At 30.8% G+C, this 11,768-nt stretch carries 10 protein-coding genes; 6 read left to right on the top strand and 4 right to left on the bottom strand.

All coding sequences use genetic code 11. From position 1 onward, the window contains the following. The first annotated feature begins 17 nt into the window (after nt 1–17). On the top strand, nt 18–1,034 hold the full coding sequence (locus AQ1685_RS13125) for a PLP-dependent cysteine synthase family protein (RefSeq protein WP_095072846.1): 1,017 nt from the start codon (nt 18–20) through the stop codon (nt 1,032–1,034). Here the strand turns inward: AQ1685_RS13125 and AQ1685_RS13120 are convergent. Further along, nucleotides 1,012–2,283 carry an exo-beta-N-acetylmuramidase NamZ family protein gene (locus AQ1685_RS13120; protein WP_095072844.1) on the bottom strand — a complete coding sequence of 424 codons (1,272 nt, stop codon included), beginning with the start codon at nt 2,281–2,283 and terminating at the stop codon, nt 1,012–1,014. The two genes, AQ1685_RS13125 and AQ1685_RS13120, sit on opposite strands and share 23 nt — an antisense overlap. A gap of 4 nt (nt 2,284–2,287) precedes the next feature. Between AQ1685_RS13120 and AQ1685_RS13115 the strand changes: the two genes are divergently transcribed. Beyond that, a complete protein-coding gene (locus tag AQ1685_RS13115; protein WP_095075075.1) occupies nt 2,288–3,520 on the top strand; it encodes an ABC transporter permease in 1,233 nt (410 codons plus the stop codon). Here AQ1685_RS13115 and AQ1685_RS13110 read toward each other — a convergent pair. After that, nucleotides 3,517–3,945 carry an SRPBCC domain-containing protein gene (locus AQ1685_RS13110; protein WP_095072843.1) on the bottom strand — a complete coding sequence of 143 codons (429 nt, stop codon included), beginning with the start codon at nt 3,943–3,945 and terminating at the stop codon, nt 3,517–3,519. The genes AQ1685_RS13115 and AQ1685_RS13110 overlap by 4 nt on opposite strands. 159 nt (nt 3,946–4,104) lie before the next feature. Between AQ1685_RS13110 and AQ1685_RS13105 the strand changes: the two genes are divergently transcribed. Both AQ1685_RS13105 and AQ1685_RS13100 read left to right on the top strand, forming a co-directional pair. Beyond that, nucleotides 4,105–5,022, top strand: coding sequence for an IS1595 family transposase (locus AQ1685_RS13105; protein ID WP_095072841.1), 918 nt, complete (start codon nt 4,105–4,107; stop codon nt 5,020–5,022). Further along, entirely contained in the window at nt 5,015–6,004 is a 990-nt protein-coding gene (locus AQ1685_RS13100; protein ID WP_095072839.1) for a P63C domain-containing protein, read from the top strand. The genes AQ1685_RS13105 and AQ1685_RS13100 overlap by 8 nt, the downstream gene beginning before the upstream one ends. An 18-nt stretch (nt 6,005–6,022) precedes the next feature. On the opposite strand, the gene AQ1685_RS13095 is transcribed toward AQ1685_RS13100, so the two are convergent. Both AQ1685_RS13095 and AQ1685_RS13090 read right to left on the bottom strand, forming a co-directional pair. Then, nucleotides 6,023–6,637 carry a Crp/Fnr family transcriptional regulator gene (locus AQ1685_RS13095; RefSeq protein WP_095072837.1) on the bottom strand — a complete coding sequence of 205 codons (615 nt, stop codon included), beginning with the start codon at nt 6,635–6,637 and terminating at the stop codon, nt 6,023–6,025. A gap of 89 nt (nt 6,638–6,726) precedes the next feature. After that, nucleotides 6,727–8,340, bottom strand: coding sequence for a CTP synthase (locus AQ1685_RS13090; RefSeq protein ID WP_095072835.1), 1,614 nt, complete (start codon nt 8,338–8,340; stop codon nt 6,727–6,729). Nucleotides 8,341–8,557: 217 nt separating this feature from the next. Between AQ1685_RS13090 and rpmH the strand changes: the two genes are divergently transcribed. Both rpmH and carB read left to right on the top strand, forming a co-directional pair. Next, on the top strand, nt 8,558–8,719 hold the full coding sequence (gene rpmH / locus AQ1685_RS13085) for a 50S ribosomal protein L34 (protein WP_095072834.1): 162 nt from the start codon (nt 8,558–8,560) through the stop codon (nt 8,717–8,719). A 104-nt stretch (nt 8,720–8,823) separates the two neighbouring features. Further along, nucleotides 8,824–11,676, top strand: coding sequence for a carbamoyl-phosphate synthase large subunit (gene carB / locus AQ1685_RS13080; protein WP_095072832.1), 2,853 nt, complete (start codon nt 8,824–8,826; stop codon nt 11,674–11,676). The last annotated feature ends 92 nt before the right edge of the window (nt 11,677–11,768 follow it).

Raw genomic sequence — 11,768 nt, 5'->3', positions numbered from 1 at the left:
GTTTCTTTATATATAGAATGGATAGGAATAAAGCAATAGTAAATTCGGTTTTAGATTTAGTAGGAGAAACCCCAATAGTTAAATTACATAGTATTACTAAAGATTTACAGGGAGAGTTTTTTGCGAAATTAGAATCTTTTAACCCAGGACAATCAGCAAAAGATAGAATTGCACTTCATATTATCGAAAATGCTGAAAAGAAAGGTATTTTAACTCCTGGCGATACTATTGTAGAAACTACTTCAGGAAATACAGGATTTAGCTTGGCTATGATTAGTTTAGTAAAAGGCTATCGTTGTATTTTGGCTGTAAGCGATAAATCTTCAAAAAATAAGATTGATGTTTTAAAAACAATGGGAGCAGAGGTTCATGTTTGTCCGGCTAATGTGGCAGCAGATGATCCAAGATCTTATTATGAAACAGCAAAACGAATTCATAAAGAGACTCCAAACTCAATTTACATCAATCAATATTTTAATGAGTTAAATATAGAAGCTCATTATGCGACTACTGGACCAGAAATTTGGAAACAAACAGAAGGTAAAATTACTCACTTGGTTGCTGCTAGTGGAACTGGAGGAACTATTTCTGGAACAGGAAGGTTTTTGAAGGAACAAAATCCTGATATAAAAATTTTAGGAGTAGATGCTGTTGGTTCTGCAATTAAAAAATTTCACGAAACAAAAGAGTTTGATCCAAACGAAATTTCACCATACAAAATAGAAGGCTTAGGTAAGAATTTAATTCCTACTTCAACAGATTTTGATATTATTGATATTTACGAAAAAGTAACCGATGAAGATGCTGCTTTAGCTGCCAGAGAATTAGTTCGTTCCGAAGGTTTATTATGTGGTTATACTTCAGGAGCGGTAATTCAAGCAACACAGCAATATGCCGAAAAAGGAATGTTTAAATCGGATAGTTTTGTAGTTGTCATCCTTCCAGATCACGGAATTCGTTATATGGATAAAATTTATTCAGATGAATGGATGAAAGCTCAAGGTTTTTCTATTACTCGTAAAGTAAATATTTAGCTCTTACTTTTTTAAATTCTTCCAAATCTTTTTGCCAGGTTGTTCTGATTTCTTCTTCAGATAAGCCATTTTCTATTTGTTCTTGTAATAGTTTAGTTCCAGCTAATTTTGTAAAGAAAGAAGTAAAAAACACTTTTTCTTTTGAATGCTCTTTATGAGCATTGTAAAACTCAATTAACCATTTTAAACTCAGTTGATCTAATTTTTTTTCTGAAGATAAATCGTAACCGAAACATTCTTTGTTTTCGTGTTTTGGGTATTTAGCACCTTCATTTGGTTTTGGCGTAAAACTATATTTATGGTTTTCTAAATGGTGAAATGGACTACCTACAACTTGGAATTGCTTTGAAGTTCCTCTACCTACAGAAACATTTGTTCCTTCAAAAAAACACAAACTAGGATATAAATTAATAGAAGTGTCGTTTGGTAAATTCGGAGAAGGTTTTACAGGTAAACTATAACTAGAATTATGAGTGTAGTTTTTATTAGGTATTACTGTTAAATCACATTGAATTTCATTTTTCAACCATTTTTCTCCATTAATCATTTTACCGTATTCACCAATCGTCATTCCATAAACTACAGGAACTTTATGCATTCCAATAAAACTTTTATGTTCAGTTTCTAACATTGGCCCATCTACATAATGAGCATTCGGATTAGGTCGATCTAAAACTAGTAAAGGAATATTATTCTCTGCACAAGCTTCCATAACATAATGTAAGGTAGAAATATAAGTGTAAAAACGAGCTCCTACATCTTGAATATCAAAAATCATAAGATCTATGTCTTCTAATTGTTTTTTAGAAGGCTTTTTGTTTTTTCCGTACAAAGAAATAATTGGTAATCCTGTTTTAGTATCAATTCCATCTTTTATTTTTTCTCCTGCATCTGCTTTTCCTCTGAATCCGTGCTCAGGCGCAAATACTTTTTTTACATTAATTTTTGTTGAATTATGTAAGTAATCAACCAAGTGAATTTGAGTGATATCTGGATTAAATTTTGAAATTTTATTGATTATAGAAGTTTGATTAGCTACAATTCCAATGTTTTTATTTAAAATCTTAGGAATATAAATTCCAGTCTGATCTGCTGCTGTAAGAATTATAGTGTCCTTTTTCTCAATAACAATTTCTTTTTCTTTTTTTTCTTGAACTGGTATCTGAGAAGTTTGTTTACAAGAACTAAGAAAAAAAATCGTAGTTAAAAACAAGAATAAATATGTACTTTTGGTTGTATTAAAAAACATTTCTTTGAATTACGAATTATTTATTGCAAAACGAATAATTGCTGGTAAAGAGCATAAAAATAGTATATCATCACCAATAATAAAAATAGCAATCGTTGCTATTAGCTTGGGGATTATCATAATGTCTATTTCTGTATCTGTAAGCTTAGGTTTTAAAAATAAGATTCGTGAAAAAATAGCTGGATTTAAAGGTCATGTTCAAATTACCAACTACGACAATAATTATTCTGATGTTTCTACAGTTCCTATAAACTTAAATCAAGATTTTTACCCAAATTTCACTACTGTTTCTGGAATAAAAAAAGTTCAGCCTTACATTAATAAAGCAGGTTTAATTAGAACAAAAAATAATTTTCAAGGAATTGTATTTAAAGGAGTAAATAAAGATTATGATTTTTCTTTTTTTGAAGAATTCCTAATTGAAGGTCGATTACCAAATTACGATCAACCACGTAATAGAGAAATATTAATTTCTAAATCGATTGTTGATCAGTTGGAGTTGAAATTAAAAGACACTATAAATGTTGGATTTCAAGTAGAATCTTCTACAGGCTTTAAATCAAGAAAACCAGTTATTGTTGGAATTTTTAAAACAGGTTTTGCAGAATTTGATAATTCTATAATTGTTGGAGATTTAAAAGAAGTTCAACGAATAAACAGATGGAAAGAAGATGAAGTTGGTGGTTTCGAAATATTAATAGACAATTTTGATGAAATAAGAGAAAAAGGAGAGGAGATTAATATGAATATTAGTCCCGTTTTAAAAGCCGACACATTATTACAAACATTTTGGCAAATTTTTGATTGGTTAAAATTATTTGATAATAATGTTTGGTTTATCTTAGGAATAATGATTTTAGTGGCAGGGATTAATATGATTACAGCTTTATTGGTGTTAATTCTAGAGCGTGTTCAAATGATTGGAATTTTGAAATCATTAGGAAGTAAAAATACAGAAATAAGAAAGGTTTTTTTATATAATGCTTCTTACTTAATATTGAAAGGATTGTTTTGGGGAAATTTAATAGCTTTTGTATTATTATTTGTTCAAAAATACTTTAAGTTAATAAGTTTAGATCCACAAACATATAATGTATCTACAGTTCCTGTAGAATTCAATTTCTTGTATCTCTTTTTATTAAATTTAGGAACATTGTTTTTGTGTTTAGTAATGTTATTGCTACCATCTATGATTATTTCTAAAATACAACCATCAAGAGCAATTAAGTTTGATTAAAAATTCAATTCTTCTACAGTATTCTTCAAGGATTTATTCATATTGATAAAACCATTTTTAATTTCAGTATTTATTTTTTTTGAAAAAAGAGGAACTAATACTCCTTTAAATTTTTCACTTTGAGTAAAAGTTGTAGAACCATCTTTATTGTCTTTTAAAAAGAATCTATGTTCTCCATCAAATAATCCTTTAAATAATAATTTTCCAATCCACCTTAACTCAGTGCTAGGTATCGATTCTAATACAACTGGTTTAAATTTCATTGACTCTATTTGAACTTCTAGTGTGTTTCCAATCTCGGCAACTCCAGATATTGAAGAAATAAAAGGATTCCATTGAGGGTATGCATCAAAATCTAAAAGGGTTTTCCAGATTTTTTCTGGAGTAGCGTTAATATTTATGGAAGTAACTATTTCTGTATTCATGGTTAAATATTTTATGGATACAAATTTCTTATGGAATGAAATGATTCCTCTTGATATAAATCAAGAATTAAATTTGGTAACTATATATAATTTTACACTAGATTAATTTGGTTTTAGTGTAATGAACTTCTATATTTGTGTTGTCAAAAAGATAGTACAATGATTAACAAGGACTTCAAATCGATATTAGACTTACTTAATACTTTCCCAAATGAGCAAACTTGTATTGACCATTTAGAAAAGTTACGTTGGAATGGTAATGTTGTAAGTCCTTTTGATTCTTCAAGTAAAGTCTATAATTGCAAGGGTAATAAATACAAGTGTAAAAACACAGGTAAATACTTCAATGTAAGAACACAAACTATATTCGACAATACTAAAATGCCATTGCAAAAGTGGTTTTTAGCTATTTGGTTAGTAACTTCACATAAAAAAGGTATTTCTTCTCTACAGTTAGGGCGTGATTTAGATATTACTCAAAAATCAGCTTGGTTTATGCTACAAAGAATAAGAAACTGTTTTGGTATTGATAACGATACTCAATTAGATAATGAAGTTGAAGTAGATGAAACTTATGTAGGTGGTAAAAATAAGAATAGACACTCCAATAAAAAGGTTAAAAACTCACAAGGAAGAAGTTCTAAGGATAAAACAGCTGTAGTGGGTATGGTAGAAAGAAAAGGTAAATTAACAGCTAGAACCGTAGAAAACGTAAAATCAGAAACGTTAACATCTGAAATAATCAGAAATGTAAAAGAAAGTGCTAAATTGTATTCTGACGAATGGTTAGGTTATAAAGGTGTAAACCGTATTTACGACCATAGCATCGTAAAACATAATCAAAAAGAATATGTTAATGGTAGAATTCATACTAACACAATTGAGGGTTTTTGGTCTCTTTTAAAACGTGGTATCATTGGAATTTATCATTTTACATCTAAGAAGCATTTACAAATGTATGTTGACGAGTTTGTTTTTAGATATAACACAAGAAAAGGAACAGAAAGCAATAGGTTTAATCTTTTACTTTCAAATATAGAAAATAGAATAACATATAAAGAGTTGATAAATGGATAAGAAATTGAAAGCCACACACGAGGGAAACCTTGTCTTAAATGATTTTAACATATCTGCATACAATCTTCCAGACGGAGAGAGGGTATTAAGTAGAATAGGTTTTTTAAAAGCTATAGGTAGAACAGGAAAAGCTAAAGGAGGTAGGCAATATGACGATGAATTCAAAACACCTATATTTTTAAGTGCAAATAACCTTAAACCCTTATTAACAGAGGAAATTTTAGAGAATTCAAAACCTATTTTATTTACTGATTTAAACGGAAATGATAGCATTGGATATAGAGCAGAATTACTTCCGCAAGTGGCTCATTTATTCTCCGTTGCTTACCATAAAAATATACTAAAGCCTAATCAAAAGCATATAGGTATTCAAAGTGATATTTTAGTAAAAGCTTTTTTAAAGATAAGTATAACATCTTTAGTTGATGAGGCTACAGGTTATCAATACGAAAGGGAAAAAGACGAGTTACAAAAAATTTTAAAGCAATATATAAGTGAAGAATTATTACCTTGGCAAAAAAGATTTCCTGATATATTTTATAAAGAGCTTTTTAGATTAAATGAATGGGATTTTACTGTTAATGGAATTAAAAAAAGACCAGGAGTTATAGGTACTTGGACTAAGAAATTAGTTTATGAACAATTACCTAAAGGTGTTTTAAATGAACTAGAAAAGAATGTGCCTAAAAGTAACAAAGGAAATAAAACTGCTAGATTTCATCAACTTTTAACAGATGATATTGGAAACCCACATTTAACCGCACAAATAAACCAAATAGTTACATTGTTTCAATTATCTGACAACATGAAACATATGTGGGAACAATTTGAAAGATTAAAGTTAAGACAAAGTGGTCAAATGGAGTTACCTTTTAATTTTGACGAAAAAGGTCATACAATAGAACCTATAGAAAAAAACACTTTATCGGATTTCAATCGAAAACTTAAAAAAGGGTTAGATTACAACCCTAAAGAAGATTAAAAATTAAAAAGCCCGAAATTAAAATAATCGGGCTAATTTTTTATTTAGTGTAAACTTGTAAATAGTTACCTTAAATTTTTTACGAATTCTACTTAAAGTTTCAGGAGTCATTCCAAGCATAGAAGCTAAAAACTGTAAGGGAACTTCATTAAATAAACCTTTGTTTTGATGAAAGAATTTTAAATAACGTTCTTCGGTATTTAATGATAAATGATCAAAAACGCGATCTTCAAGTGTAGCAAAACAATTTGCAATAAACTTTTTCTCCAAATTGTGCCAGTTAGGAAGGATTTCAGATAGTTTCTTATAGTTTTCTTTAGATATGGTAAATAAATAACAATCAGTTAATGTTTGTATGTTCCAACGCGCTCTTTGATCAAAAATAAAGCTATACAAATCGGTTATGAAATAACCCTTAGTCGCTATCCATTGTGTTATTTCTTTATCTTTTGAATTTGCATAAACACGCACATAACCTTGCTGAATAAAACTCATTTTTTCACAGTACTGTTCTTTCCTGATAAAGAAATCACCTTTTAAAATCTTTTCAGCTTCAAACAAATGTTCTATACTAGAAAAATCTTCTTTGGTAATCGAAAAATAGGGTTGAATATGTTGTGCTAAATTTTCCATTGAGAGAAAATAAAATTAAAGATAACGCATTTGGAGATAAAAAAAGCACCAACTATTGTTGATGCTTTTACATGTATATAATTAAGAAATTAGTTTTCTGAATATTTGATTGCAGCTTCAATAAAGCTTAAGAATAAAGGATGCGGATTTAAAACCGTACTCTTGTATTCTGGGTGATATTGTACACCAACAAACCAAGGGTGATCTGGAATTTCAACAACTTCTACTAATCCTGTTTTTGGATTAATACCAGTTGCTTTCATACCTGCCGCTTCAATTTGTTCTTTATATTCACTATTGAACTCATATCTGTGACGGTGTCTTTCACTAATATCAGCAGTTTTATACGCTTCAAAAGTTTTAGAACCTTCAGTTAATTGGCAATCCCAAGCTCCTAAACGCATTGTACCTCCCATGTCGGTAATATCTTTTTGCTCTTCCATTAAATTAATAACAGGAGCAGAAGTTTTTTCGTTCATTTCAGTAGAATTCGCATCAGATAAGTTTAATACGTTTCTAGCAAATTCAATCACTGCCATTTGCATTCCTAAACAAATTCCTAAGAAAGGAATGTTATTTTCTCTAGCATATTTAACAGCTTCAATTTTACCTTCAATTCCACGTTCTCCAAAACCAGGAGCAACTAACATACCATCTAAACCTTCTAAATGTTCTTTAATATTATCTACTGATAATTCTTCAGAATGAATCCAACGAACATTTACTTTAGCTTCATGAGTAGAACCAGCATGAATAAATGCTTCCGTAATCGACTTATATGAATCGTGTAACTCTACATATTTTCCAATAAGTCCAATTTCTAAAGTACGTTTTGGATTCTTATATTTTTTAACGAAACAGTTCCAATCAACAAGTTCTGGTTGTTTTTCTGTAGAAAGATCCAGTTTGTTTAACACTACACGATCTAAACCTTCTTCAAACATTAAATTAGGAACGTCATATATTGTTTCAGCATCTAAAGATTGAATCACATCTTCTTTCTTTACATTACAGAATAAAGCAAGTTTTCTCTTGATGTCTTCAGAAATTTCATGTTCAGATCTACATACTAAGATATTCGGACCAATACCACTTTGCATTAACATTTTTACAGAGTGTTGTGTTGGTTTCGTTTTTAATTCTCCAGCAGCTGCTAAATAAGGAACTAAAGTTAAATGAATAACAATAGCATTGTCTTCACCAAGTTCCCATTGTAATTGACGAACAGCTTCAATATAAGGTAACGACTCAATATCACCAACAGTTCCACCAATTTCAGTAATTACGATATCATAATCGCCAGTGTTTCCTAAAATCTTAATACGGTGTTTAATTTCATCAGTGATGTGAGGAATAACCTGAACTGTTTTTCCTAAGAAATCTCCTCTTCTTTCCTTATTAATTACAGATTGATAAATTCTACCAGTTGTAACATTGTTGGCTTGTGAAGTAGGAATGTTTAAGAAGCGCTCGTAGTGACCTAAATCTAAGTCCGTTTCTGCACCATCATCTGTAACATAGCATTCCCCATGTTCATATGGGTTCAAAGTACCTGGATCTATATTAATGTAAGGGTCCAGTTTTTGAATTGTAACAGAATATCCACGTTCTTGTAGTAACTTTGCTAAAGAGGCAGCAATGATTCCTTTACCAAGTGACGAAGTTACACCACCTGTTACGAATACATATTTAGTGTTGTTCATGTAGTATTAGGTTTGGGCAAAAGTAATAACAATGATAGATTTTGCAACCAAAAAGTGTAAAAAAATGTGTGAAAATCACTCCAAAAAAAATATTCTAAAAAAAAACTTTTTAAGACTTGTCAAAATGAAAAACTGTTGTATATTTGCCCACGCTTTTAGCAGTCGAATTTACTATTAGCAAAAGATAAGTTTAGAAAAATTTTAAGATTTATTTAAAATGAGTAAGAGAACCTACCAACCATCAAAGAGAAAGAGAAGAAACAAACACGGTTTCCGCGAAAGAATGGCTTCTGCTAATGGTAGAAAAGTATTAGCTAGAAGAAGAGCAAAAGGAAGAAAAAAATTATCAGTTTCATCTGAAACGAGACCAAAGAAATAATGATTGTTATTCAATTATATAGAGGTGTTACTTTTTATTAGTAACACCTTTTTTTATACCTAATCAATTTTATATTTTTACATAAACAACACAATACAACACAAATGCCTAAGAGAGAAGAACTAAAATCGATTTTAATTATTGGATCTGGACCGATTGTAATCGGACAAGCGTGTGAATTTGACTATTCAGGGTCGCAAGCATTACGTTCATTACGAGAAGATGGAATTGAAACGATATTAATCAATTCTAATCCAGCAACGATAATGACTGATCCTTCAATGGCGGATCACGTTTACTTATTGCCTCTTAATACTCGTTCTATAATCAAAATTTTAAAAGAACACCCACAAATAGATGCAGTTTTACCAACTATGGGAGGTCAAACAGCATTAAACTTATGTATCGAGGCTGACGAAAAAGGTATTTGGGAAGATTTTGGAGTAGAGATTATCGGAGTAGATATTGATGCTATTAATATTACAGAAGATAGAGAAAAGTTTAGAGAGTTAATGGGAACTATCGATGTACCGATGGCACCACAAGCTACAGCTACTTCATATTTAAAAGGTAAAGAAATTGCTCAAGAGTTTGGTTTTCCATTATGTATTAGAGCATCGTTTACATTAGGTGGAGCAGGAGCTTCTATCGTATATAACGAAGAAGAGTTTGAAAAATCATTAACTAGAGGTTTAGAGATTTCTCCAATCCACGAAGTTATGATTGATAAAGCCATGATGGGATGGAAAGAATATGAGTTAGAATTACTTCGTGATGATAACGACAATGTTGTTATTATCTGTTCTATCGAAAATATGGATCCAATGGGAATTCATACTGGTGATTCAATTACTGTTGCTCCAGCAATGACGTTATCTGATAAAACATATCAGAAAATGCGTGACATGGCAATTAAAATGATGCGCAGTATTGGTGAATTTGCTGGTGGATGTAATGTTCAGTTCGCAGTTTCTCCAGATGAGAAAGAAGATATCATTGCAATTGAAATTAATCCACGTGTATCTCGTTCTTCTGCTTTAGCAAGTAAGGCAACAGGATATCCAATTGCAAAAATCGCTTCTAAATTAGCTATCGGTTATACTTTAGATGAATTAGATAATCAAATTACAAAATCTACTTCTGCATTATTTGAACCAACTTTAGATTATGTAATCGTAAAAATTCCTCGTTGGAACTTCGATAAGTTCGAAGGTTCTGATAGAACTCTAGGATTACAAATGAAAGCAGTAGGAGAAGTAATGGGAATTGGACGTTCGTTCCAAGAAGCGTTACACAAAGCAACTCAATCTTTAGAGATTAAGCGTAACGGTTTAGGAGCAGACGGAAAAGGATATAAAGATTATAACCAAGTAATAGATAAATTAACTCACGCAAGTTGGGATCGTGTTTTTGCAATTTACGATGCTATTGCAATGGGAATTCCTTTAAGTAAGATTTATGATATCACTAAGATTGACATGTGGTATTTAAAACAATACGAAGAGTTATTCCACTTAGAGAAGGAAATTTCTACTTATACAATTGATACTTTAGATAGAGAGTTATTACTTGAAGCTAAACAAAAAGGATATGGAGATCGTCAGATCGCTCATATGTTAAACTGTTTAGAAAGTGAAGTATACAAGAAGCGTGAAGAGTATAAAATAAAACGTGTTTATAAATTAGTTGATACTTGTGCTGCTGAGTTTAAAGCACAAACTCCTTACTACTATTCAACATTCGAGCAAGAGATTGAAACTGCTGATGGAGAACGTTATGTAGCAAATGAGAGTAAAGTATCTGACAAGAAAAAGATTATCGTTTTAGGTTCTGGACCAAACCGTATTGGTCAAGGTATTGAATTCGATTACTGTTGTGTTCACGGAGTTTATGCAGCAAAAGAAGCTGGTTACGAAACAATAATGATTAACTGTAATCCAGAAACTGTTTCTACAGATTTTGATACAGCTGATAAGTTATATTTCGAGCCTGTTTTCTGGGAGCATATCTACGATATCATTAAACATGAGAAACCAGAAGGTGTAATTGTTCAGTTAGGTGGACAAACAGCTTTAAAATTAGCTGAGAAGTTAGATCGTTACGGAATTCCAATTATCGGAACAAGCTATAAATCTTTAGATTTAGCAGAAGATAGAGGAAGCTTCTCAACATTATTAAAAGAAAACAATATTCCTTATCCAAGATTTGGTGTAGCAACTAATGCTGATGAAGCTTTAGCTTTAGCTGATGAGTTAGATTTCCCAATCTTAGTTCGTCCTTCATATGTATTAGGAGGTCAAGGAATGAAGATTGTAATCAATAAAGAAGAGTTATTAGAGCACGTAGTAGATTTATTACGTAAGATTCCAAATAACAAATTATTATTAGATCACTATTTAGAAGGAGCAATTGAAGCAGAAGCTGATGCAATTTGTGATGGAGAAAATGTGTATATCATCGGGATTATGGAGCACATTGAACCATGTGGAATTCACTCTGGAGACTCAAATGCAACATTACCTCCATTTAACTTAGGAGAGTTAGTAATGGAGCAAATTAGAGAGTATACTAAGAAAATCGCTTTAGAATTAAACACTGTAGGTTTAATCAATATTCAGTTTGCAATTAAAGACGATAAAGTATACATCATTGAGGCAAATCCAAGAGCTTCTCGTACGGTTCCATTCATTGCTAAGGCATACAAAGAACCATATGTTAACTATGCAACTAAAGTAATGTTAGGAGATAAAAAGGTTACTGATTTTGATTTTAATCCGCAGTTGGAAGGGTATGCAATCAAACAGCCAGTATTCTCATTTAACAAATTCCCTAACGTTAACAAGAAACTGGGACCAGAGATGAAGAGTACAGGAGAAAGTATCTTATTCATCGATAGTTTAAGAGACGATGATTTCTATGACTTATATTCTAGAAGAAAAATGTATTTAAGTAAATAATTACTTATGTGTAAATTATAATATGAACCTGAAGAGCAATCTTCAGGTTTTTTTATGTCTTTTTTTAACAGAAAGTTAACTTGTTGTATATG

Origin of the sequence: Tenacibaculum jejuense, from assembly GCF_900198195.1 — a bacterium.
Classification (GTDB): domain Bacteria; phylum Bacteroidota; class Bacteroidia; order Flavobacteriales; family Flavobacteriaceae; genus Polaribacter; species Polaribacter jejuensis.
Note: the sequence above shows the minus strand (reverse complement) of the source record. Positions and strands in the feature narration are given on the sequence as shown.

Excerpts from the sequence above, each read along its gene's own strand:
- AQ1685_RS13105 (WP_095072841.1), top strand. The coding sequence starts at position 4,105 with ATGATTAACAAGGACTTCAAATCGATATTAGACTTACTTAATACTTTC.
- AQ1685_RS13125 (WP_095072846.1), top strand. The coding sequence starts at position 18 with ATGGATAGGAATAAAGCAATAGTAAATTCGGTTTTAGATTTAGTAGGA.
- carB (WP_095072832.1), top strand. The coding sequence starts at position 8,824 with ATGCCTAAGAGAGAAGAACTAAAATCGATTTTAATTATTGGATCTGGA.
- AQ1685_RS13120 (WP_095072844.1), bottom strand. The coding sequence starts at position 2,283 with ATGTTTTTTAATACAACCAAAAGTACATATTTATTCTTGTTTTTAACT.
- rpmH (WP_095072834.1), top strand. The coding sequence starts at position 8,558 with ATGAGTAAGAGAACCTACCAACCATCAAAGAGAAAGAGAAGAAACAAA.
- AQ1685_RS13095 (WP_095072837.1), bottom strand. The coding sequence starts at position 6,637 with ATGGAAAATTTAGCACAACATATTCAACCCTATTTTTCGATTACCAAA.
- AQ1685_RS13100 (WP_095072839.1), top strand. The coding sequence starts at position 5,015 with ATGGATAAGAAATTGAAAGCCACACACGAGGGAAACCTTGTCTTAAAT.
- AQ1685_RS13110 (WP_095072843.1), bottom strand. The coding sequence starts at position 3,945 with ATGAATACAGAAATAGTTACTTCCATAAATATTAACGCTACTCCAGAA.
- AQ1685_RS13090 (WP_095072835.1), bottom strand. The coding sequence starts at position 8,340 with ATGAACAACACTAAATATGTATTCGTAACAGGTGGTGTAACTTCGTCA.